Here is a 21,860-nt window from a genome sequence, read left to right as displayed (position 1 = left end):
CCAGCGCGAAAGTCCCACTCGACGGAAAAAGTCTGTAGGCCGGACACTCGCGCCGTCTTAATGCCGCCAGACTCATTCACCTGTCAAAGATTGTCTGAACGTTTGTACCGAATTTAATAGATGGGTTGCCGGGCGAGCAAGTGGGGAAAACCTACAAGGATTTTTTGAGGCAGGACGGAACAGTGGTATCGCCAGCGGGAATCGAACCCACATCTAAGTCTTAGGAGGACCTTGTACTATCCATTGTACGATGGCGACACACAGCCTCGAATTATACAGGGATGGCAACTATCGTGGAATGCAGGCAGCTCGAGTAGGTGCGCATACGGTTGCGTACCCAAGCAACATCGCGCCTTTCCTGACGTTCCCCCCCGGTCGCCTGCGCCCCGCTCCGCAGACTGTTTCGTCCTTGCATCGATAACAGCGCCAGTGCCCCATGTTTTCCCGCCTGGCCGACCGGCCCCGGCCGTGCGTGGCCTTTTCCTCATCCGCGCTATCATCCCCACTCCCGAGCCCGCCTGGAGTGTCCGATGTTCGAGTTCATCACCAATTTCCTGGAACACAGCGGCTACCTGGGCGTGTTCGCCCTGATGGCGCTGGAGAACATCTTCCCGCCGATCCCCTCCGAAATGATCATGCCCTTTGCCGGCTTCGTCGTCGCGCGTGGCGAGCTGAACCTGGTGGGCGTGCTGTTGGCAGGCACGGCCGGCTCGGTGGCGGGCGCCCTGCCCTGGTACTACGCGGCGAGAATATATGGCTGCGAGCGCCTCAAGCGCCTCGCCGCGCGCCATGGACGCTGGCTGACGGTGGCCGCCGACGATATCGATACCGCGCTCGCGGCGTTTCGCAAGCACGGCCGCAAGGCGGTGCTGTTCGGGCGCCTGATTCCCGCCGTGCGCACCCTGATTTCCGTCCCTGCAGGCCTCGGCAACATGTCGCTCGGGCAGTTCCTGCTGTATTCGGGCATCGGCTCGCTGGCCTGGACCGGGCTGCTGACGGCGGCCGGATTTCTGCTCGAAAGCAAATACCAGCAAGTGTCGACGTATGTCGACCCGGTGTCGAAGGTGGTGCTGGGCGTGCTGCTGGCCTGGTATCTGTACCGGGTGATCACCTACCGCGCGCCGGCCCGGGCCGACAGCCGCAAGAAGGAACACGAACCGGGCTGATGCCGCCGTGGCGGCGGCTCAGGCGGGGCTGCCGCCCGCGCGCAGGGATGTCGCCTGGCGCGCGACTGCGGCCGACGCGGCCACCAGCGCCTGCGCAGCCGTGGCCGCCTGGGGCGCCGCCTCCGCCCGCGCCAGCGCCGTGGCCGCGCCGTGCAGGCCGAGCATGACGCAGCCTTCGCGCAGGCGCCGCAAACGCTCCATTGCCGCAGCCGTGTCGCCCTGCGCCAGCGCGGTCTCGATCATGCCGGCGGCTTCGGCCAGTTGCCGCTCCAGGCCGCCCAGGTAGAGCGCGAGGCGCGCCGCGTCGATCCCCAGACGTCCCAGGCTGGCCGCCGGCGTCTCGTCGGGCGCGAGCGCCATCAGGTGCGGGCGCAGGCTCTCGACCCGGAACGGCTTGACGACATAGCCGGTCGCGCCGAGGGCATCGGCCTCGCCGATCGTGGCGCCGTCGTTGGCGGCCGAGACCAGCACGAAGGGCAGCCCAGCCAGTTCCGGCTGCGCCCTTACCCGCGTCAGCAACTCGGTGCCCGACAGCCTGGGCATGCGCAGGTCGCAGAACACGATGCCCGGACGCAGCCCGGCTTCCAGCTGGCGCCAGGCATCGGCGCCATCCTCGGCTTCGAGAATCTCGTATTTGCCGCAGCTGTCGACCAGATGCATCAGCATCATGCGCGATACCACGTCGTCGTCCACCACCAGCACCTTCATCCCGCCCCCGCCAAATTTGTTGCTTTGAAGAACATTATACGATCTGCCCCCGGATCAGGCCGAGAGCCGTTCAAACGTGCCGAGCATCGCCTCGAGCGCCGGCAGCGCGTCCCGGATCTCGGCCTGCAGCCCGCGGTCGGCCGCCTCTTCCAGCCCTGTGCACAGCGCCACGAGCTCGCCCGCCCCGAGGTGGGCGGCACTGCCGCGCAGCCCGTGCAGCACGCGCGCACAGGCCTCCAGGTCCCCGCCTTCCAAGGCCGCGCGCAGTTCGGCGCGGCGGCGCGGCAAGTCGGCGGCGAAGGCGGCGCGCATGCGCGCATGCAGGGCTGCCGCCCGCATTTCGGGTGACTGCGCCGGCGGCGCTGCGGGCGGCACGTCGGCGATGCCGAACATTGCGTCCAGTTCGGCCACGCTCGGTCCGGCGGGCGGCATCGGCGCCAGCTCGATGCCGCGCTGCAGCTGGCGCTCGATGGCCCGGCTCAATTGATAGTGCAGTGCCGCCTCGTCGATCGGCTTGGCCAGGAACCCGTCCATGCCGCAGGCAAGATACCGGTCGCGGTCCTCGTCGCTGGCATTCGCCGTGAGCGCGACGATCATCACGTGCTGGTCGAGCACCGGTGCGTCGAGCGTACCGCCGGCACGGATCAGGCGCGTGGCGGTGGCGCCGTCGATTTCCGGCATGCGTCCGTCCATCAGGACGATGTCGAAGCGCGTGTGGGCGCAAGCTGCCACCGCCAGCGCCCCGTTCTCGACCACTTCGATCTGGTGCCCCATTTCCTCGACCATCATGCGGGCGATGATCTGGTTGGTGGCAAAGTCCTCGGCGCACAGCACGCGCAGGCGGTGGGTGTGCGGCATGCGCGGTACGTGCTCGACCGTTGGCGGCTCGACGCCGTCGCTAAGGGGCAGCACGAAGCTGAAGGTACTGCCCCTTCCCTGCACGCTCGTCACGCCGATCGTGCCACCCATCAATTCGACCAGCTGGCGGCAGATCGCCAGGCCAAGTCCGGTGCCGCCGTAGCGGCGCGTGGTGGTCGTGTCGGCCTGCTCGAATTTCTGGAACAGGCGCGGCAGCGCGCCGGGCGCGATGCCGATGCCGGTGTCCTGCACCGAAAACCGGATCATGTGTCCCGTTGAATCGTCCGTTCCCGGCGCCTGGTCGACGGGTCGCCGTTCCACGCGCAGGGTGACTTGTCCGCTCGGCGTGAACTTGAAGGCATTTCCGACCAGGTTGATCAGCACCTGGCGCAGGCGCGTCGGGTCGCCCACCACAAAGCGCGGCAGGTTGTCGGCGAGCTCGATTGAGAAGCCGACGCTGTGCGCGGCGGCCTGCTCGGCGAACAGGCCGACCACGTTCTGGATCGCGGCGTCAAGCGCGAAGTCGATGTTTTCGATGGTCAGCTTGCCCGCTTCGATCTTCGAAAAATCGAGCAGGTCGTTGATGATCGCCAGCAGCGACTGGGCATTCGCCTGGCCGCGCTCGATCTGTTCGCGCGTGCTCGGGCGCACGGCGTTGTCGCGCAGCGCGAACCCGAGCATGCCGATCACGCCGGCCAGCGGCGTGCGCATCTCGTGGCTCATGTTGGCCAGGAATTCCGATTTCTGGCGCGCCGCGTCCTCGGCGCGCTGCTTGGCCAGCTGCAGGCGCTGCTCGTTCTCGTACAGGGCGCGGTTGGCTTCCGCTAGTTCGCTGGTGTTGCGGCTCACTTCGCGCTCGCGCTCGCGCAATTCCTCGGTCTGGCGCTCGAGGAGGCTGTTCTGCTGCGCGATTTCGCGGGTACGGGTGCTGACCAGGCCCTCGAGGCGCTCCTTCTGGCGGCGCAGGCCGCGCACGCGCAGGGCGTAGCCGGCATACGAGCCGCCGAGCAGGAGGAAGGCGACCGCGCCGCGGAACCACCAGGTGCCCCAGACCGGCGGCTCGACCGTGATGTCGAGGGTCGCCGGGGTCTCGCTCCATACCCCGTCCTTGTTGGCGGCGCGCACCCGGAACACGTAGTGGCCCGGCTCGAGATTCGTATAGGTTGCGAAGCGTTTGCCGGCGTCCGTGTACACCCATCCCTGGTCGAAGCCCTCGAGTTTATAAGCGAAGCGGTTGCGCTTGGGCGCCGCGTAGTGCAATGCCGAGAATTCGAGCGAGAACACCGAGTGCTGGAACGAGAGCGTGATCGCGCGCGTGTTCTCGACCGGGCCCGTGAGCAGCCACGGATAGGCTTGCTGTACCGGCCGGTTGAAGATCTGGATGCCGGTGATGACGGCAGGCGGCGCGATGCCGTTGTAGCGCAGAGCGCGCGGGTCAAACGCGGTCATGCCGTTGAAGCCACCGAAATACAGGGTGCCGTCCGACGCACGCAGGGCCGCGCCGTCGAAATAGGCGCCGTCGATGGTGCCGTCGGCCGCCGTGTAGCTGCGCCAGCTGTTGTTGGCCGGATCGAAGCGCGACAGGCCGTTGTTGGTGCTGACCCAGATCACGCCGGCGGCGTCTTCCAGCATCGCCGCCACCGAATCGTCGACCAGGCCGTCGCGCGTCGTGTAGCGCACGAAGCTGACGGAACCGTCGGCGGCCGTGACCATCTTGTTCAGGCCGCCGGCGGTGCCGACCCAGACGTTGCCGGCGTGGTCTTCGAGCAGCGCGTGCACCTCGTTGTGGCTCAGGCTACTCGCCTGGTAGGGATCGTGGCGGAAATGGCGGAAGCGTTTATTGACGCGGTCGAGCAGGTCGAGGCCGTTGAACGAGCCGACCCAGAGCCGGCCGCGCCGGTCTTCCAGCACCGGGCGCACCATGTCGTCGGCCAGGCTGGCCTGGCGGTTGGGGTCGTGCCGGTAGGACTCGAGCGCGCCGCTACGCGGGTCGAGCCGGTGCAGGCCGCCGCGGGTGGCGATCCAGACCGCACCGTCGCGCCCGAGCGTCATCTTGCGGACGTTGTTGGCGTCGGCGTCTTCCGGCACCAGTACCCGGCGCGTGAAGCGGCCGCGTGCCGGGTCGAAGCGGGTGATGCCGGTGCGGCCGCCGATCCAGACGATGCCGTCGTGGTCGCGCACCAGGGCATTGACCGCGGTGTCGATCAGGCTGTTCGGATTGCCGGGGTCGTGGCGCCAGATACGGTAGGCGCCGGGTCCGCTCTTGGCCGGATCATAGTGCTGCAGCGTGGCGGCGCTGGCCACCCAGAGCTTGCCGGCGCCATCGTCCTCGATGGCACGTACCCGGTTGTCGGCGGAAATGCCGAGGCCGTCATTCTCGCGCACGATGCGCGCGAAGCCGCCACTGCTCAGGTCGACCCGCGAGACGCCGCCATACCAGGTGCCGACCCAGAAGGTACCGACGCGGTCGCGGAACAAGGCGGAAATATAGTTGTCGGCCAGGCTGTGCTTGTCGGTGACGACCCGGCGGTGCGCCTCGAAGCGGTCGTGCGCCTTGTCCCAGCGAAACACACCATCGTCGTGGCTGCCCACCCAGACCTGGCCCTGGCCATCGTCGTACAGGGTGGAGATCCAGGTGCGCGGGATGCCGTCCTCGGGGCCGTAGCGGCGCGGGGCAGCCGCGCCGCTCCCCAGCGGCCTGCGTTCCAGCCCGGTCAGCAGGCCGATCCAGAGGTTATCCCCGGCGTCGAGCAGCAGCGACTGCACCTTCTCCTGGGGGCCCGAAGCAGGCCGGTGATGTTCGAAGCGCAGCCCCGCGCCGTCCAGGCTGTCGAGGCCGGCGCCAGTGGCGATCCAGAGGCGGCCGCGCTTGTCGAGGGCCAGCGCGTTGATGCCGTCGTCGGCCAGGCTGTCGGGGTCGCCGTCGACGTGGTGCCAGGTCGTAAAACGTCCGCTGGCGATGTCGACGTGCTGCAGGCCGTCGGCGGTACCGAGCCACAAACCGTCCTTGCCGTCGTCGACGATGGCGCGCACGTGGATGTCGCCATTGCCGCGCCGTCCCGAACCACCGGTAGGCAGGTACGGGCGGAATGTCTGGGCCGTCGGGTCGTACAGCGCCAGGCCGCCGTCGGTGCCGACCCACAAGCGTCCCTTGCGGTCCGCGTGCAGCACCCTGACCCAGTTGCTGGCCAGCGTAGTGGGGTCGCCGACGGCGTTACGGAAATTGACGAAGCGGTAACCGTCGAAACGCGACAGGCCGTTCTGGGTGCCGAACCACATGAAGCCGTCGCGGTCCTGCGCCATGGCCAGCACCGATTCCTGGGCCAGGCCATCCTCGACGCTCAGGTGCTCGAAGCGCAGGGTCGGCGCCGGCCCGGCCAGGGCCGGGCCGAGCATGCCGAGACAGCCGGCCAGCGCCAGCAGCCATCCGGACAGCAGCGCCCTCATGCGGTGAAAAAACAAACAGGAAATGTCCTGCCCGCGGCTACGAGGCAGCAGCAGGAACGGACTGCCGCGCACGGCCGGAATGCATGCTGTCCGGCGCCGGCGGCGAAGAGGAAATGATCAGGTTGGCGGTCCACTCCGCAAGGTTAGCAAACAATTCCGGACATGAGTGGAATTATTGCCCATAAGCTACTCTTAGTTGCCCATTCATCGCCCATTAATCGCCTTTTGCAACCCCTTCGCGTCGCGGATCCGCACCACCGAACCACCAGGGCTCGCCATGGATCTGCAAGCGCATGATGCCGTGCAGGCCGGAATTCTGTTCAGTCTGGCGCACCGTGTGGCCGCGCGCCGTCAGCGCATCGACCGTCGCTTGCGGGAAACGCCCTGCTTCCAGCTCGGTCGGACCGTTGCGGCTGCCGAAATTCGGCAGCGCAATCGCCTGCTGCACGTTCAGGCCCCAGTCGAGGGTGCCGACCAGTACTTTCGCCACATAATTGATGATCGCCGGACCGCCGGGTGAACCGACCGCCAGCACCAGCTTCCCGGTTTGCTTGTCGAACACGACGGTCGGCGACATGGCGCTGCGCGGACGCTTGCCGGCCTGCACCCGGTTCGCGATCGGGCCGTCGGCGTCAACCGAATCGAAAGAAAAATCGGTCAGCTGGTTGTTCAGAATAAAGCCGTCGACCATCTGGCGCGAACCGAACGCGTCCTCGACCGTCGTCGTCATCGACAGGCCGGCGCCGTGGCTGTCGACCACCACCAGGTGCGAGGTGGACGGCGTTTCGATGGCGTTGTCCTTGCCCCAGGCCACCTCCATGCCGGGCGGATTGCCGGCCGGCGCTTCGCCCATCGAGCGTTCGCCGATCAGGGAAGCGCGCCTGGCGAGATAGGCCTTGTCGATCAGGCTCGGCAGGCCGCGGCCCGGCAGCGGCACGAAATCGGTGTCGGCCGCGTAGCGGTTGCGGTCGGCATAGGCCAGGCGTCCGACTTCGGAAAACAGGTGCACGGCGTCCGGCCCCGGCACGCCATCGATCGGGGCCAGCTTCGCCAGGTCACGCGTCTCGAAGATGCCGAGCATTTGCGCGACGGCGATGCCGCCCGAGGATGGCGGCGGCATGCCGCAGACGGTGTAGACGCGGTAATCGCTGCAAACCGGTTCGCGCACCCGCGGCCGGTAATCGGCGATATCTTTCGCGGTCAGCAAGCCCGGATTGGTCGGGTGCGCATGGACCTTGGCCGCGATGTCGCGTGCGATATGGCCTTTATAAAAAGCGTCGGCCCCGCCCTGCGCGATCTCACGCAGGGATTTCGCCAGCGCCGGGTTTTTCAGGATGTGCCCGACCGGCCAGGCATTGCCGTCCGGGTCGTAGAAATAGGCGGCCGCGGTCGGATCCTTGCGGATGTGGGCGTCCCAGGTCAGCAGGCCGTTCAGGCGCGGGCTGACGGCGAAGCCGCGTTCGGACAGGCGGATGGCGGGCGCAAACAGGGTTTTCCAGGGCAGTTTGCCATGCTGCTTGTGGGCCAGTTCCAGCATGCGCAGCACGCCCGGCGCGCCGACCGAGCGGCCGCCGACCACGCCGGCCGTGCGCGAGAGCGGCGTGCCGTCGGGATTCTGGAACAGGTGCTCGTTGGCCGCCATCGGCGCGGTTTCGCGGCCGTCGAAGGCCTGCACCTTCTTGCCGTCGTAATGCACCAGGAAGGCGCCGCCGCCGATGCCCGAACTTTGCGGCTCGACCAGGGTCAGCACCAGCTGGGTGGCGATCGCGGCATCGATGGCCGTGCCGCCCTTTTTCAGCATCTCGTAGCCGGCCTCGACTGCGAGCGGATTGGCGGCGGCCACCATGTATTTGCGTGCGGCCCAGCCGGCCTTGTCGGCATAGCCGGTCGCGATTTCGGGGGCGCGCTGGGCGGTGTCCTGTGCCAGTGCAATCGTAGGGGGCGCGGACAGCGCCAGCAGGGCCGCCGCGCAGGCGAGCATCTTGAATTTGATGGTCATGGAGTCCTTGAAAGTAACAAGGGCGTGCCCGGCCAGCCGCCGCGCACGCCCAACATTCCTGGCATCCTACCTCAAATTGTCAGATGCAACATTCGCCGCTTACTTCGGTTGCATGCGGATGGCACCGTCCAGGCGGATCGTCTCGCCATTGAGCATCACGTTTTCGATGATGGCCTTGGCCAGGTGCGCGTATTCCTTCGGCATGCCCAGGCGCGGCGGGAACGGCACCATCTTGCCGAGCGAGTCGCGCACTTCCTGCGGCATGCCCATCAGCATCGGCGTCTCGAAGATGCCCGGGGCGATCGTCATCACGCGGATGCCGCTGCGCGCCAGGTCGCGTGCCATCGGCAGCGTCATGCCGGCCACGGCCGCTTTCGAGGAACCGTAGGCGGCTTGCCCGATCTGGCCGTCGAAGGCCGCGACCGAGGCGGTGTTGATGATGATGCCGCGCTCGCCGTATTCGGCGCCTTCGGTATTGCCCATCGCTTCGGCCGCCAGGCGCGCCATGTTGAAGGTGCCGACCAGGTTGATGTTCACCGCGCGCTGGAACACGTCCAGCGGATGCGGACCGTCCTTGCCGACGGTCTTCACGGCCGGCGCCACGCCGGCGCAGTTGACCAGGCCGCGCAGCGTGCCCAGGGCCACCGCTGCGGCCACGACCGCCTTGCCGTCTTCTTCCGAGGTGACGTCGCACTTGACGAACTGGCCGCCGAGTTCAGCGGCGAGCGCCGCGCCCGCTTCCGCCTGCACGTCGGCGATCACGACCTTGCCGCCCGCTTCCGTGATCATGCGCGCAGTAGCTGCTCCCAGGCCCGACGCGCCGCCGGTGATGATGAACACATTGTTCTGAATTTGCATGGTTTTCCCTTTTTGCGTTCTTTTTGACGTTTACGTTAACGTCAACCCACAAGATTGTAGCGAATTTTTGGGGGAAAAAACCACGTTCGCGTTAAAAGCCTGCGCCGCGCTGCCGTCCTGCTCAGAAGCATTGCATCGTGTCGCCGTTGCGGGTGCACAGGCGGCCCTGGCCGTTCACGGCAGCGTTGCCGACACCGGTGTTGTAGGTGGCGCCGCCGGTATCACGGCAGATGCCGCCGGTGCAACTGTTGATCTGGGCAGGACCTGGCACCACCGCCACTGGTTGCACAGGCGGCGGCGCGGCCAGCGGCTGGAAGGGACCGGGCGCGGCCGGCGGCACGATGTCGACCCGTTGCGCGGGCGACAGGCGCGCGCTGCGCTTGACGCCCTTCTTCTGCTCCTTGCGGGTATCGGTTTTCGCCGGGTCTTTTGCTTGCGGGCCGGGCCGGGCCGACGGATCGACCTCGGTCGTGTGGCCGGGCGGCACGGCGCCGGCCTTTTCTTCCTGCGCCTGCGGGGTTTGCTCGGGCTGGGCGCCCGGCTCGGATTTCAGCGGCTGCGGGTGCAGGACCGGGCCGTAGCTGGGACCGGGCGCGGCCGGCGTCACCTGTGCGGCACCGGATGGCGGGGTGCGCGGCTGTCCTGCAGCGGATTGCCCAGTCGTCTGCCCGGCCGCCGTGCCTGCCGCGAGTATGGCGAGAATGACGAGCGCAATCCGGGCGGCGCGTAGCGGCTTCGAATGTTTCGCGTGCTTCATGTTCGCCTCCATGGGATCGATGGGAGAATTATCTGCCGCCATGACGCCGCATGGCGCGCGCGTGCTGCCCTGGCGGGCTGTCATGTCCGCGTCAGTTTCGCAGGTTACGCTGGAGATTGATCCGCCCAGCGAGGCGACGACATCAAACATGGAGACGGCAATGGAGACGGTACAGGAACTCTACCAAGCCAGACGCGGCAGCGCCCTGGATGCCCTGGCGCACTTGCGCGACGACGACATGATCATCGTGCCGACCGGCGTCGGCGAACCGCCCACACTGCTGACAGCGCTGTCGGATCAGCGCACCCGCTGGCACGGCGTGCGGGTGGCGCAGATCCTGGCGATGCGCAAATACGGCTATTTTGACCAGGACACGGCCCAGCACGTGCGCCACGCCGCCCTGTTCTTCGGCGGCGCCTCGCGCGCCAGCGGCCAGGGCGGCTGGTGCGATTTCATCCCGAACTATTTTTCGGAAATCCCGACCCTGATCGAACGCGAGCTGATGCCGGCCGACGTCGTCTTCGCAATGGCCTCCAGCATGAACGCCCAGGGCTATTTTGCGCTGAGCCTGGGTGCCGACTACACGATGGCGGCCGTCGCCAAGGCGCGCGTCGTCGTGCTCGAGGTGAATCCCAACGTGCCCTTCGCGCACGGACACTGCCACGTCCACATTTCCCAGGTCACGAGCCTGGTCGAAAGTAGCGACCCCATCCTGGAGGTCGGCCTGCCAGCGATCGGGCCGGTGCAGGAAGCAATCGGCAAGTACGTGGCCGACATGATCGAGGACGGCTCGACCCTGCAGATCGGCTACGGCGGGATTCCGGACGCCGTCGTGATGCAACTGACCCACAAGCACGATCTCGGCGTGCACACCGAGATGATCGGGGACGGCATCCTGAAGCTGGTCGAATGCGGCGCGGTGACCAACCGGAAGAAGACCCTGCTGCCAGGGAAGATGGTCGCTACCTTCGCCCTCGGCTCGCGCCGCCTGTACGAGTTCATGCACCACAATCCGATGCTGGAGATGCATCCCTCGAATTTCACCAACGATCCGTATATCGCCGGGCAGAACGACAAGCTCATCTCGATCAATGCCAGCCTGCAGGTCGACCTGCTCGGCCAGTGCGGCAGCGAAAGCATCGCCCACCTGCCCTATTCCGGCACCGGCGGGCAGGTCGACTTCGTGCGCGCGGCGAACCGTTCGCGCGGCGGCAAATCCTTCATCGTGCTGCCCGCCACCGCGAAGGACGGTACCATCTCGCGCATCGTGCCGATGCTGACGCCGGGCACCCATGCGACCACCAGCAAGAACGACGTCAACTATGTCGTCACCGAATTCGGTGTGGCCCAGCTGCGCGGCAAGTCGGCCAAGCAGCGGGCGCAGGCGCTGATTGCGATCGCACACCCGGATTTTCGTGGCTGGCTGCGCGAGGAGGCGAACCGGATGTGCGTGTTCTGAGGCGCCCCCTCCTGCGGCGCGGCCTGCCCGCGCATCATTCCGGCGGGCGGCCCTCGTGCATGGTTGCGCGCAGTTGGTCGCGGAAGGCCGGCGTGTCCTGGTGCCCATGCACGCTGACCGCATGCTGGACCGCGACCTCCATCAACTCCTGCTCGCTGTCGGCGGCGATGGTGACAGAACAGTTCTTTTCGCTCGGAAACTCGCGGCAATCGATGTATTTGCGTGCCATGATGACCTCCTCAGCGGGGTGTCCGCTCCTTCAGTGTAAGCGCGGCCGGCCCCGATTCAAGCAAACTCGACTATTGGAGCAACGATGAGCGACAGCATCAGGATCGAAGAACATGACCATGTGCGCGGCGGGCCCGAGGCCCGGGTTACCCTGGTCGAATACGGCGACTTCCAGTGCCCCTACTGCGCCCGCGCCCATACGGCGCTGACCGAACTGATGCAAGAGCACGGCGAGCACGTGCGCCTGGTCTACCGCCACCTGCCCCTGGTCGACCTGCACCCCTTCGCCGCGCCGGCGGCCGAAGCGGCCGAGGCGGCCGGCGCCCAGGGCAAATTCTGGGAGATGCACGACGCCCTGTTCGAAAACCAGGACATGCTCGATGAGGATGCCCTGCCCGCGCTGGCCTCGAACCTGGCCATCGATGCCCAGCGCTTCGCGCGCGAACTGGACGACGGCAAGCACCGTGCCCGGGTCGAGGCCGACGCCGAACAGGCCCAGTCGCTCGGCGCGCGCGGGACGCCGACCTTCTTCATCAACGGCGAGCGCTATCACGGGGATTCGGATCACGCGTCGCTGGCGTCGGCGCTGAAGAAGGCGCTGGACGAGGCTTGAACGGCAACGGCGGGAGCGGGCTATCGCAACAGTAACGCAGGGTGGGCTCTCGAGCCCACGCGGTCGCTGCATCCGGACAGTGTTGCAAATAATCCTGGATAGCCGTCCAAAGATACAGCGCTGTTGTTCAAGCGGTGATGCCGCGTGGGCACAAGTGCCCACGCTACGAGCCACCTCAGTGCTGCGCGCGGGGCTCCTGCGCCACCGTGGTTGGTGTTGCCTTGCTCGCCGGCTGGACGCCACTCCGTTCGACCGGCTTGGCCGACCACTTCAGTTGCGCGATCTCCGGCGCGGAGACGGCGACCCAGCCCGCGGCCGGCAATAGCGGCACCATCAGCAGCGCGACGATGTTGATGATCTTGATGAGGGGATTGACGGCCGGGCCGGCGGTGTCCTTGTACGGGTCGCCGACGGTGTCGCCCGTCACCGCCGCCTTGTGCGTGTCCGAGCCCTTGCCGCCGTAATTGCCGTCCTCGATGTATTTCTTGGCATTGTCCCAGGCGCCGCCGCCGGTCGTCATCGAAATGGCGACGAACAGGCCGGTGATGATGGTGCCCATCAGCAGGCCGCCGAGCGCGGCGGGTCCCAGCAGCATGCCGACCGCGACCGGCACCACCACCGGCAGCAACGAGGGAATGATCATCTCGCGGATCGCGGAAGCGGTCAGCATGTCGACCGCCTTGTGGTATTCGGGTTTGCCGGTGCCGGCCATGATGCCCGGGATGTCGCGGAACTGGCGCCGCACCTCGACCACGACCGCGCCCGCAGCCCGCCCCACTGCTTCCATCGCCATCGCCCCGAACAGGTAGGGAATCAGGCCGCCGATGAACAGGCCGACGATCACCATCGGATTCGACAGTTCGAAGGCCATCGACATCCCGGCCGTGTCGAGCGCGTGGCTGTAGTCGGCAAACAGGACCAATGCCGCGAGACCGGCCGAGCCGATCGCATAGCCCTTGGTCACGGCCTTGGTCGTGTTGCCCACGGCGTCGAGCGGGTCGGTAATCGCGCGCACGGACTCCGGCATGCCGCTCATTTCGGCGATGCCGCCGGCGTTGTCGGTGATCGGGCCGTAGGCGTCGAGGGCGACGATGATGCCGGCCATCGACAGCATCGAGGTCGCCGCGATCGCGATCCCGTACAGCTGGCCCAGCTGGTAGGCCACCAGGATCGCGACGCAGACCACCAGCACCGGGTAGGCGGTCGACTTCATCGACACGCCGAGGCCGGCGATGATGTTGGTGCCGTGGCCGGTGGTGGAGGCTTCCGCGATGTGGCGTACCGGCTTGAAATCGGTGCCGGTGTAGTACTCGGTGATGTAGACCATCAGGCCGGTCAGCACGATGCCGACGATGGCGCAGCCCAGCATGCTGGCGCGCATGGCCGGGTCTTCCCAGACCATCCAGGTGACGACGATGAAGCCGAGCAGCGACAGCCCGGCGGCCCACCACAGGCCGGTGTAGAGGGCCGACATGATCTTGTGTCCTGGACGGGCGCGCACCATCGAGCAGCCGACGATGGAACCGAGGATGGACACCGCGCCCAGCAGCAGCGGGTAGATGACGGCGGCGCCGTTCTCGCCGCCGACCAGCAGCGCGCCGAGCAGCATGGTCGCGATCAGGGTGACGACATAGGTTTCGAACAGGTCGGCCGCCATGCCGGCGCAGTCGCCGACGTTGTCGCCCACGTTGTCGGCAATCACCGCCGGGTTGCGCGGGTCGTCTTCCGGAATGCCGGCTTCGACCTTGCCGACCAGGTCGGCGCCGACGTCGGCGCCCTTGGTGAAGATGCCGCCGCCCAGGCGCGCGAAGATCGAGATCAGCGAAGCGCCGAAGGCCAGGCCGATCAGCGGCGCGATGATGTCATGGCGGGTGCGGCCGCTGCCTTCGCCCATGCTGGTGAGGAACCAGTAGAACAGCGTGACGCCCAGCAAGCCCAGCCCGACGACCAGCATGCCGGTGATGGCGCCGCCCTTGAAGGCGACGGCGAGCGCTTCCTTCATGCCGGTTGCGGCGGCCTGCGCGGTGCGCACGTTGGCGCGCACCGAGACGTTCATGCCGATGAAGCCGCAGGCGCCGGAGAGCACGGCGCCCGAGAAGAAGCCGAGCGCGGTCCAGGGACCGAGCAGCGCGTAGATGGCGACCAGCAAGACCAGCCCGACGATGCCGATGGTGCGGTACTGGCGCCCGAGGTAGGCCGAGGCGCCCTCCTGGATGGCCTGGGCGATGAGGCCCATGCGTTCGTTGCCGGCGTCCTGCCGGAGGATCCAGGTACGGGCCCAGAGCCCGTAGACAACCGCGATGACGCCGCATGCCACGGCAAACGCGAGATAGTTTGCAGCCATATCGTCCCCTTTGGTTTTCGATCAAGTCACAACCACACATTGAAGAATGCCCAGCCTTCCGGCGAAGCAGTCTGACTCACTGCGTACTGCACAACTTTGATAAAAAATTATGGTGCGACGGATGGCGGCGGGGTCACCCGGGGCAAAAAAAAACGGACGTTGCCGTCCGCTTCGTGTCTTACTCGGAAAGTGCGGCGAAGGCCGCGTCCCGTACTTGTTCGACTGGTCCCACACCCGCGATCTTGCGGTACTTCGGGGCGCCCGGCAGGCCCGACTGGGCCCAGTTGTTGTAATAGCCGAGCAGCACTTCGGTCTGGTTATGGTAGACCGCGAGGCGCTTCTTGACGGTTTCTTCCTTGTCGTCGTCGCGCTGGACCAGCGGCTCGCCGGTGACGTCGTCGAGGTCGTCCACTTTCGGCGGGTTGAACTTGGTGTGGTACACGCGGCCAGAGGCCGGGTGCGAGCGGCGACCGCTCATGCGTTCGACGATCAGTTCGTCCGGCACGTCGATTTCCAGCACGTAGTCGACGTTGATGCCGTTGTCCTTCATGGCGTCGGCCTGGGCGATCGTGCGCGGGAAGCCGTCGAACAGGTAGCCGTTGGCGCAATCGGCTTCCTGCAGGCGGTCCTTGACCAGCCCGATCATGATGTCGTCCGAGACCAGTCCGCCTGCGTCCATCACCTTTTTCGCCGCCAGGCCCAGCTCGGTACCAGCCTTGATCGCCGCGCGCAGCATGTCGCCGGTGGAGATCTGCGGGATATTGTATTTTTCCTTGATGAAGTTAGCCTGGGTACCCTTACCGGCGCCAGGGGCTCCTAACAGAATGAGACGCATGAAAAATTCCTAAAACGGATGTTGAAATGTTGAAAGCTGTTATCGTGTTGGCAATGAATCGCGATTGATGCATATCTGACTACCTTGGTACGAAACTTACCACAAAAGTAAGCCCCAGCGCCAATCCCGGCGGTTGAGACCGCGGTTTTATTGAGGTAGCGCAGTTAGCCCGAGAATCAATTTCCACACCGATCAAGACGCATACTGCAGGCGTACCCGTGCCAGGTCTTCCGGCGTGTCGACGCCGGCTGGCGGGGCGCTGTCGGTGACGTGGACCGCGATCGGATAACCGTGCCAGAGCACGCGCAATTGTTCGAGCGCCTCGATCTGTTCCAGGGGCGCCGGTTCCAGCCCCGGATAGGCCTGCAGGAAAGCGTTGCTGTAGGCATACAGGCCGATGTGGCGTAGCGGTGCATAGCCGGCCGGCAAAACGTCGCGGGTGGCGGCAAAAGCGTCGCGGTGCCAGGGAATGGTGGCGCGCGAGAAATACAGGGCCCTGCCCGCCTTGTCGAGCACGACCTTGACGACGTTCGGATTGAAAACCTCGGCCACGTCGCTCAATGGATGGGCGCAGGTCGCCATTGGCACCCCGGCACTGATGCGGCCGGCGCAGGCTGCCAGCAGCGCAGGGTCGATCAGGGGCTCGTCGCCCTGCAGGTTGACGACGACTTCATCATCGGCCAGTCCCAGCGCCAGCGCCACTTCGGCGATGCGGTCGGTGCCGGACGGGTGGTCGCTGCGGGTCATGCGCGCCTCGACGCCGTGCGCCGCGCAGGCGGCCAGGATGTCGGCGTGGTCGGTGGCGACGACGATGCGGGACGCCCCGGACGCGCGGGCGCGCTCGGCGACGCGCACGACCATCGGTTTGCCGCCGAGGTCGGCCAGCGGCTTATTCGGCAGGCGGGTCGAAGCGAGGCGGGCAGGAATAATAACGGTAAAGTTCATCTTCAACGCGTCATACCGGCTCGATCTTGCGCGCCTGGTCGGCCCACATGATCGGGATGCCGTCGCGGATCGGATATGCCAGGCGGTCCGGGCGGCAAGTCAGTTCCTGGGCCTTCTTATCGTATTCGAGCGGTCCCTTGCACAACGGGCAGACCAGGATATCAAACAGGCGAGCGTCCACGACATTTCTCCACAATGAGTTCGGCCAGGGCGGCGTCGATGCGCGCCGTGACCGGGACCACCCACAGCCGTGGATCGTCCTTCAGGTTTTCAAGTTGCCCACATTTTACTGCATCCTTCTCGGTGATCAGGATGACATCGGCGTCGACGCCGGCAAATGGGTTCTCGCGGAAATCGTAGTGGTCGGGCAAGGGCAGCTCGGCAAAGTCGAGCCCGGCGCCGCGCAGCAGGCTGAAGAAGCGGCCCGGGTTGCCGATTCCGGCGGCGGCCAGCAGGCGCTGTCCGGCAAACGAGGCCAGCGGACGGCTCTGGCGTGGGTCGGCCAGGCGCTCGGCGCTATCGCCCACCAGCTGCATCCGGAATGGCGTGCCGCCGACGCTGGCCGCCAGTCGCGGGCTGATCTCGGGTGCGTTCACGACGGTGACGTCGCGCCGGCGCGAAGGCGCTTCGCGCAAGGGCCCGGCCGGCAGCAGCCAGCCGTTGCCGGCGCCGCGGCCGTCGAACAGCAGCACCTCGACGTCGCGCGCCAGGGCGTAATGCTGCAGGCCGTCGTCGGTGAGGACGAGGTCGACCTCGGGATGCGCCGCCAGCAGCGCCCTGCCCGCTTCGACTCGCTTCCTGCCGACAAACACGGGCACCCCGGCGCGGCGCGCGATCAGCACCGGCTCGTCGCCGACGTCAAGCGTGCTCGAATCCGGCGTCACCGCGCGCGGCGCCTCGCCGTCGGCGCCGTGGCCGCGCGAAATCACGCCGGGACGAAAGCCGGCCTCGCGCAGGGCCTGCGCCAGCCAGATCGTCAGCGGCGTCTTGCCGGTGCCGCCAATAAAGATATTACCGACGACGACGACCGGCACCGGCAGCCGTCCCGCCTTCAGGATACCTGCACGGTAGAGGCCGGCACGCAGGCTTGAAACCGCGCGAAACAGCTGCGAGAGCGGCCACAGCGCGCAGGCGAGCGGGCCGCGGCGCAGCCAGGCGCGCGTCAGGGTCGATTCGAGGGAATTGTTTTTCGGCATAGGGAATGGACGCAGCACCAGGCCGGCACTGCGCCCGCCTGATGCCGAGGATTATTTCTTGCCGCCGGTCTGGGCGGCGAAGGTCAGCTTGTCGTAGCCGGCCATGCGCGCCGCTTCCAGCACGTTGATCACCATCTGGTGCATCGCGAACTGGTCGGCGTTGACGATGATGACCGGATCCTTCACCGGCTGGCCGTTCGGCCCGGAGCGCGCGGCTGCCCGCAAATCGTCGGCGAGGCCGGCGACGCCGTGGAAGGACACCGGCGTGCCGTTCACCGTGTAATTGCCCTTGGCATCGACCGTGACATTGATCTCGAAGGGTTTCTCGGCGACCTTGTCGGCGTCGGCGGTCGGCAGCGTGATCTGCAGCTCGGTGAATTTACTGTAGGTGGTCGAGACCATCAGGAAGATGAGCACGACCAGCAGCACGTCGATGAAGGGGATCAGGTTGATCTCCGGATCCTCGCGCTTGCGGCCGCGGCGGAAATCCATCATTTGCGCGCCCCGTGGACGACATCGACGAATTTCACGGCCTGCAGTTCCATGTCGATGATGAAGCTGTCGACCAGGGCGCGGAAATGGCGGTAGGCGACCAGGGCCGGCATGGCGATGGCCAGGCCGAAGCCGGTGTTGTACAGCGCCACCGAAATACCGTGGGCGAGCTGGGCCGGATTGGCGCCGCTGGCGTTCTGCGAGCCGAAGATCTCGATCATGCCGACCACCGTGCCGAACAGGCCCATCAGCGGGGCGAGCGAGGCAATGGTGCCGAGGGTGGTGAGGAAGCGTTCCAGCACGTGGGCGACGCCGCGGCCGGCTTCCTCGATCGATTCCTTCATCACGTCGCGCGGGGCGTCGACATTGCGCAGCGCGGCCGCCAGCACGGTGCCGAGCGGCGAATTCTGCTCGAGCGTGTTGATGATGTCGGGGGTCGCCTTCTTGTTGCGATAGACCTGGATGACTTCGCCGAGCAATTGCTTCGGCAAGATTTTTTCACGACGCAGGTAAATCAGGCGTTCGATGATCAAGGCCAGGGCGACGATCGATGCAATCAGCAATGGCCAGATGGGCCAGCCTGCGGCTTGAAGAATGGCGAACAAGTGAACTCCTGGGGCGAAAGGATGAATGAAGAAATTGATGAGAAGCGAATGCGGCAATGTAGCAAGTTGCCAGCGATGCGGCAAGTGCAGTTCTGCACAAGTTCTGTGGATAAAATTGTGCGCAAGGCTTTGTTCCAGATCAAAGAACCTTGATTCTTAAGGGAATTTTTCCTCTGCGCAATTATGTGGCAGCGGGGAAACTCCGCTGTTTCACCCGTCAGGTCCAGCCAACATGGACACACCCGTGGTGCTACTTGTAAACATTTTCTGTGGATAAAATTGTGCGCAATAGGCATCCGCACGCGTTAAGTCATTGATTCAAATCAATATTGTTCTGCCGATGAAAAATGCAGCACGTTAACTTTGTTGATGAGGCTTGCGATTCGCCCGCGATGTTTCCCACATTTTTTGTGGACAAAATTGTGAGCAATGGCCTCCGCTTTCGCCCAAGTCCTTGATTTGAAAGCGCAAAGAGTTGCTGGTGCTAAATTGAGCACCCGGACTTATGCACACCGGCTGGGCTGTATAGCAGACTTTGACGGGCACATCTTGTCGGCCGCCTCGTCTTTGCACACTTTCTGTGGAAAAGAATGTGCGCAAGCCCGCTTGTGCTGCCTTAAGTGCTTGATTCGATTCAGATTAAGATGGGTGCATATTTTTGTAGCAGCCCCGGCGCTGTAATGCTTGCCGGGCCCTTCTCAGGTTCTGCACACTTTCTGTGGACAAAATTGTGAGGAAGCGTCTTGAGTTAGCACAAGCTCCTTGATTCTAAAGAGAAAAATCATGGTGCACAAAAACATCGCACGCGCGCGCGGCGACCAGGGAAATGCTGCAAGGCAGGTCCGGCCGGCTCGTTGGAGGCGTCCATCGGCCTCGCGCACAGGCGCATTCGACCTCCTGTGCACATAAACTGTGGAAAACAATGTGCGCAAGCTCAGCATCCAACACCTAAGCGTTTGATTCAAAACAGGAAAACCCTGCCTGCCCGCTTTTACGGCAGGGCCGCGGTCTTATGCATGACTTCCCCACATTTTTTGTGGATAACATTGTGTCCAAGTGCATCACGCAATCCATAAGCTTTTGATTTAAAACAATTTAATGCTCTATGCCAGCAAAAAAGGCGGTGCACAACTCTCTGCAATTCCCTACAAAAAGCCCTTGTCGTCCTGCTGCGCTTATGCCATAAGCTTTCCGCTCCACTCTCCGTCACCATGCCATGCTGAACAATCCAGATTCCGACACCACCTACGCCGCCCCACCTGTCCTCACCGTCAGCGCCCTGAATGCGCAGGTGGCGCGCCTGCTCGAGCGTTCCTTTCCCCTGACCTGGATCGGCGGCGAAATCTCGAACTTCACGCGTGCCAGTTCCGGCCACTGGTATTTCACGCTGAAGGACGACGCGGCCCAGGTGCGCGCGGTGATGTTCCGCGGCCGCGCCCAGTACGCCGGCTTCGTGCCGCGCGAAGGCGACAAGGTCGAGGTGCGCGCCCTGGTCACCCTGTACGGCGCGCGCGGCGACTACCAGATCAATGTCGAGGCGATCCGCCGCGCCGGCGTGGGCCAGTTGTATGAAGCCTTCCTGCGCCTGAAGGAAAAGCTCGGCAGCCAGGGCCTGTTCGACCAGGACCGCAAGCGCGCCCTGCCCTTGTTTACGCGCAGCATCGGTATCGTCACCAGCCCGCAGGCAGCGGCCCTGCGCGATATCCTGACCGCCCTGAAACGCCGGGCGCCGCATGTGAACATCGTGCTCTACCCGGCGCCGGTGCAAGGCCAGGGCGCGGCCGGCAAAATTGCCGAGGCGATCATGACTGCATCGGAGCGGGCGGAAGTCGACGTGCTGCTGGTCTGCCGCGGCGGCGGCTCGATCGAGGACCTGTGGAGTTTCAACGAGGAAGTCGTGGCGCGCGCGATCGCGTCCTGCAGCATGCCCGTCATTGCCGGCGTCGGCCACGAGACCGACGTCACCATTGCCGACTTCGCCGCCGACATGCGCGCGGCCACCCCGACCGCCGCCGCGGAACTGGCGGCCACGCCACGCGACGACTGGATGGGCTCGCTGGCGGCGGACGCCACCGACCTGCGCCGCGCGATGCGGCGCCAGCTGTCGGAAGCGAACCAGGGCCTCGACAACCTCAGCCGCCGCCTGCTCAGCCCGACCGCCCAGATTGCCCACCAGCGCCTGAAACTGCGCGCCATGGCGTCCAGCCTGACCCACGTGGTACGCGCGCCGCTGAACCGCGGCGGCGTGCTGCTGGCGCAGCTCCAGCAGCGCTGGGCCCGCCACCGTCCGGATGTGCGCTCGCTGCGTGCCCAGCTCATTTCCGAGGGCCGCCATCTGAACGCAAGCCTGTGCAGCGCGGTCAAACAGCGGCGCGACGCCCTCGAGGCCCTGTCCGCCCAGCTGGAACTGCTCAATCCGCAGCGCACGCTCGAGCGCGGCTATGCGATCGTCAGCAATGCCGAGGGCCAGGCACTGCGCTCGCCCGGCCAGATCAAGGCGCGCCAGGTGCTGACCGTGCGCCTGGCCGAAGGCAGCGCGGAAGTGAAGGTGTCGAGCGTGCAAAACCGGCTGGAATGAAGGTCGGACTGACTGCGGGCTTGTCCTTTCTGCAGCAAACATGCAGCGTCGGCCCATCCGGTTTAAAATATGCGCCGTTTCCGAAGAATTAATTCGTTTCCAACCAATCAAGGAATAAGACATGGAACATACTCTGCCACCGCTGCCGTACGCGAAAGACGCTCTCCAGCCGCACATCTCCGCTGAGACGCTGGAATACCACTACGGCAAGCACCACGCCACCTATGTGACGAACCTGAACAACCTGATCAAGGGCACCGAGTTCGAAAACATGTCGCTGGAAGAAATCGTCAAGAAGTCCTCGGGCGGCGTCTTCAACAATTCGGCCCAGGTCTGGAACCACACCTTCTTCTGGAACTGCATGGCGCCGAACGCCGGCGGCGCGCCAACCGGCAAGGTCGCTGACGCGATCAACGCCAAGTGGGGTTCGTTCGACAAGTTCAAGGAAGAGTTCTCGAAGTCGGCCATCGGCAACTTCGGTTCGGGCTGGACCTGGCTGGTGCAAAAGGCCGACGGCGGCGTCGACATCGTCAACACCTCGAACGCCCACACCCCGCTGGCATCGGACGACAAGGCCCTGCTGACCTGCGACGTCTGGGAGCACGCCTACTACATCGACTACCGCAACGCCCGCGCCAAGTTCGTGGAAGCGTTCTGGAACCTGGTCAACTGGGAATTCGTCAACAAAAACCTGGCGTAATACCCTGCTCTTTCCGGCACGCGCCGGGAACGACGCACTCCAGCGGCCCGCTTCAAGCGGGCCGTTTGTTTT

General features: G+C 65.4%; 18 protein-coding genes and 1 tRNA gene. 5 read left to right on the top strand and 14 right to left on the bottom strand.

Annotation, left to right across the window (positions count from 1 at the left end; all coding sequences use genetic code 11):
* Nucleotides 1-183: 183 nt before the first annotated feature.
* A tRNA-Arg gene (locus tag ACI48I_RS12485) sits at nt 184-258 on the bottom strand.
* Nucleotides 259-530: 272 nt separating this feature from the next.
* On the opposite strand from ACI48I_RS12485, the gene ACI48I_RS12480 reads away from it, so the two are divergent.
* Nucleotides 531-1,166, top strand: coding sequence for a DedA family protein (locus ACI48I_RS12480; RefSeq protein WP_498574354.1), 636 nt, complete (start codon nt 531-533; stop codon nt 1,164-1,166).
* A gap of 18 nt (nt 1,167-1,184) precedes the next feature.
* Here the strand turns inward: ACI48I_RS12480 and ACI48I_RS12475 are convergent, their stop codons facing one another.
* From ACI48I_RS12475 to ACI48I_RS12455, 5 genes are all read right to left on the bottom strand, one after another.
* Entirely contained in the window at nt 1,185-1,874 is a 690-nt protein-coding gene (locus ACI48I_RS12475) for a response regulator (protein ID WP_193686603.1), read from the bottom strand.
* 54 nt (nt 1,875-1,928) lie between these two features.
* A complete protein-coding gene (locus ACI48I_RS12470) occupies nt 1,929-6,194 on the bottom strand; it encodes a hybrid sensor histidine kinase/response regulator (protein WP_498574353.1) in 4,266 nt (1,421 codons plus the stop codon).
* 199 nt (nt 6,195-6,393) lie between these two features.
* Nucleotides 6,394-8,178: a gamma-glutamyltransferase gene (gene ggt, locus ACI48I_RS12465; protein WP_498574352.1), complete on the bottom strand. Its 1,785-nt coding sequence runs from the start codon at nt 8,176-8,178 to the stop codon at nt 6,394-6,396.
* A 99-nt stretch (nt 8,179-8,277) separates the two neighbouring features.
* A complete protein-coding gene (locus ACI48I_RS12460) occupies nt 8,278-9,036 on the bottom strand; it encodes a 3-hydroxyacyl-CoA dehydrogenase (protein ID WP_193686605.1) in 759 nt (252 codons plus the stop codon).
* Nucleotides 9,037-9,157: 121 nt separating this feature from the next.
* Nucleotides 9,158-9,793 carry a hypothetical protein gene (locus tag ACI48I_RS12455; RefSeq protein ID WP_498574351.1) on the bottom strand — a complete coding sequence of 212 codons (636 nt, stop codon included), beginning with the start codon at nt 9,791-9,793 and terminating at the stop codon, nt 9,158-9,160.
* Nucleotides 9,794-9,953: 160 nt separating this feature from the next.
* On the opposite strand from ACI48I_RS12455, the gene ACI48I_RS12450 reads away from it, so the two are divergent.
* The gene (locus ACI48I_RS12450) at nt 9,954-11,252 is read left to right on the top strand and encodes an acetyl-CoA hydrolase/transferase family protein (RefSeq protein WP_498574350.1); all 1,299 of its coding nucleotides are present in this window, start codon (nt 9,954-9,956) and stop codon (nt 11,250-11,252) included.
* A gap of 34 nt (nt 11,253-11,286) precedes the next feature.
* On the opposite strand, the gene ACI48I_RS12445 is transcribed toward ACI48I_RS12450, so the two are convergent.
* Nucleotides 11,287-11,481, bottom strand: coding sequence for a DUF1059 domain-containing protein (locus tag ACI48I_RS12445; RefSeq protein ID WP_498574349.1), 195 nt, complete (start codon nt 11,479-11,481; stop codon nt 11,287-11,289).
* An 84-nt stretch (nt 11,482-11,565) separates the two neighbouring features.
* Here ACI48I_RS12445 and ACI48I_RS12440 point away from each other — a divergent pair, with 84 nt between their 5' ends.
* Nucleotides 11,566-12,093, top strand: coding sequence for a DsbA family protein (locus ACI48I_RS12440; RefSeq protein ID WP_193686609.1), 528 nt, complete (start codon nt 11,566-11,568; stop codon nt 12,091-12,093).
* Between the two features lie 175 nt (nt 12,094-12,268).
* Here ACI48I_RS12440 and ACI48I_RS12435 read toward each other — a convergent pair whose 3' ends face one another.
* From ACI48I_RS12435 to ACI48I_RS12405, 7 genes are all read right to left on the bottom strand, one after another.
* Nucleotides 12,269-14,437 carry a sodium-translocating pyrophosphatase gene (locus ACI48I_RS12435; RefSeq protein WP_193686610.1) on the bottom strand — a complete coding sequence of 723 codons (2,169 nt, stop codon included), beginning with the start codon at nt 14,435-14,437 and terminating at the stop codon, nt 12,269-12,271.
* A 178-nt stretch (nt 14,438-14,615) separates the two neighbouring features.
* Nucleotides 14,616-15,272, bottom strand: a complete 657-nt coding sequence (gene adk / locus ACI48I_RS12430; RefSeq protein WP_193686611.1) for an adenylate kinase — start codon at nt 15,270-15,272, stop codon at nt 14,616-14,618.
* 192 nt (nt 15,273-15,464) lie between these two features.
* Complete coding sequence (gene kdsB, locus ACI48I_RS12425; RefSeq protein ID WP_193686612.1) at nt 15,465-16,217, bottom strand: 3-deoxy-manno-octulosonate cytidylyltransferase; 753 nt, start codon at nt 16,215-16,217, stop codon at nt 15,465-15,467.
* Between the two features lie 10 nt (nt 16,218-16,227).
* Complete coding sequence (locus ACI48I_RS12420) at nt 16,228-16,398, bottom strand: Trm112 family protein (protein ID WP_193686613.1); 171 nt, start codon at nt 16,396-16,398, stop codon at nt 16,228-16,230.
* Nucleotides 16,379-17,413 (bottom strand): tetraacyldisaccharide 4'-kinase, encoded by a 1,035-nt coding sequence (gene lpxK, locus ACI48I_RS12415; RefSeq protein ID WP_498574348.1) that lies wholly within the window; start codon nt 17,411-17,413, stop codon nt 16,379-16,381. Before lpxK ends, ACI48I_RS12420 begins: the two co-directional genes overlap by 20 nt.
* A gap of 51 nt (nt 17,414-17,464) precedes the next feature.
* The gene (locus ACI48I_RS12410; RefSeq protein ID WP_193689152.1) at nt 17,465-17,905 is read right to left on the bottom strand and encodes an ExbD/TolR family protein; all 441 of its coding nucleotides are present in this window, start codon (nt 17,903-17,905) and stop codon (nt 17,465-17,467) included.
* A complete protein-coding gene (locus ACI48I_RS12405; protein WP_193686615.1) occupies nt 17,905-18,510 on the bottom strand; it encodes a MotA/TolQ/ExbB proton channel family protein in 606 nt (201 codons plus the stop codon). Before ACI48I_RS12405 ends, ACI48I_RS12410 begins: the two co-directional genes overlap by 1 nt.
* 1,216 nt (nt 18,511-19,726) lie before the next feature.
* Here ACI48I_RS12405 and xseA point away from each other — a divergent pair.
* Nucleotides 19,727-21,088, top strand: coding sequence for an exodeoxyribonuclease VII large subunit (gene xseA / locus ACI48I_RS12400; RefSeq protein WP_498574347.1), 1,362 nt, complete (start codon nt 19,727-19,729; stop codon nt 21,086-21,088).
* A gap of 121 nt (nt 21,089-21,209) precedes the next feature.
* On the top strand, nt 21,210-21,788 hold the full coding sequence (locus tag ACI48I_RS12395) for a superoxide dismutase (RefSeq protein WP_498574346.1): 579 nt from the start codon (nt 21,210-21,212) through the stop codon (nt 21,786-21,788).
* Nucleotides 21,789-21,860 lie beyond the last annotated feature (72 nt).

Source organism: Massilia sp. LXY-5, from assembly GCF_059801075.1.
This window is presented reverse-complemented; position numbering and strand designations above follow the sequence as displayed.

Coding starts and splice junctions, on each gene's coding strand:
- ACI48I_RS12460 (WP_193686605.1), bottom strand. CDS start 9,036: ATGCAAATTCAGAACAATGTGTTCATCATCACCGGCGGCGCGTCGGGC.
- ACI48I_RS12445 (WP_498574349.1), bottom strand. CDS start 11,481: ATGGCACGCAAATACATCGATTGCCGCGAGTTTCCGAGCGAAAAGAAC.
- ACI48I_RS12395 (WP_498574346.1), top strand. CDS start 21,210: ATGGAACATACTCTGCCACCGCTGCCGTACGCGAAAGACGCTCTCCAG.
- ACI48I_RS12455 (WP_498574351.1), bottom strand. CDS start 9,793: ATGAAGCACGCGAAACATTCGAAGCCGCTACGCGCCGCCCGGATTGCG.
- adk (WP_193686611.1), bottom strand. CDS start 15,272: ATGCGTCTCATTCTGTTAGGAGCCCCTGGCGCCGGTAAGGGTACCCAG.
- ACI48I_RS12450 (WP_498574350.1), top strand. CDS start 9,954: ATGGAGACGGTACAGGAACTCTACCAAGCCAGACGCGGCAGCGCCCTG.
- ACI48I_RS12410 (WP_193689152.1), bottom strand. CDS start 17,905: ATGGATTTCCGCCGCGGCCGCAAGCGCGAGGATCCGGAGATCAACCTG.
- ACI48I_RS12475 (WP_193686603.1), bottom strand. CDS start 1,874: ATGAAGGTGCTGGTGGTGGACGACGACGTGGTATCGCGCATGATGCTG.
- ggt (WP_498574352.1), bottom strand. CDS start 8,178: ATGACCATCAAATTCAAGATGCTCGCCTGCGCGGCGGCCCTGCTGGCG.
- ACI48I_RS12440 (WP_193686609.1), top strand. CDS start 11,566: ATGAGCGACAGCATCAGGATCGAAGAACATGACCATGTGCGCGGCGGG.
- kdsB (WP_193686612.1), bottom strand. CDS start 16,217: ATGAACTTTACCGTTATTATTCCTGCCCGCCTCGCTTCGACCCGCCTG.
- lpxK (WP_498574348.1), bottom strand. CDS start 17,413: ATGCCGAAAAACAATTCCCTCGAATCGACCCTGACGCGCGCCTGGCTG.
- ACI48I_RS12480 (WP_498574354.1), top strand. CDS start 531: ATGTTCGAGTTCATCACCAATTTCCTGGAACACAGCGGCTACCTGGGC.
- xseA (WP_498574347.1), top strand. CDS start 19,727: ATGCTGAACAATCCAGATTCCGACACCACCTACGCCGCCCCACCTGTC.
- ACI48I_RS12435 (WP_193686610.1), bottom strand. CDS start 14,437: ATGGCTGCAAACTATCTCGCGTTTGCCGTGGCATGCGGCGTCATCGCG.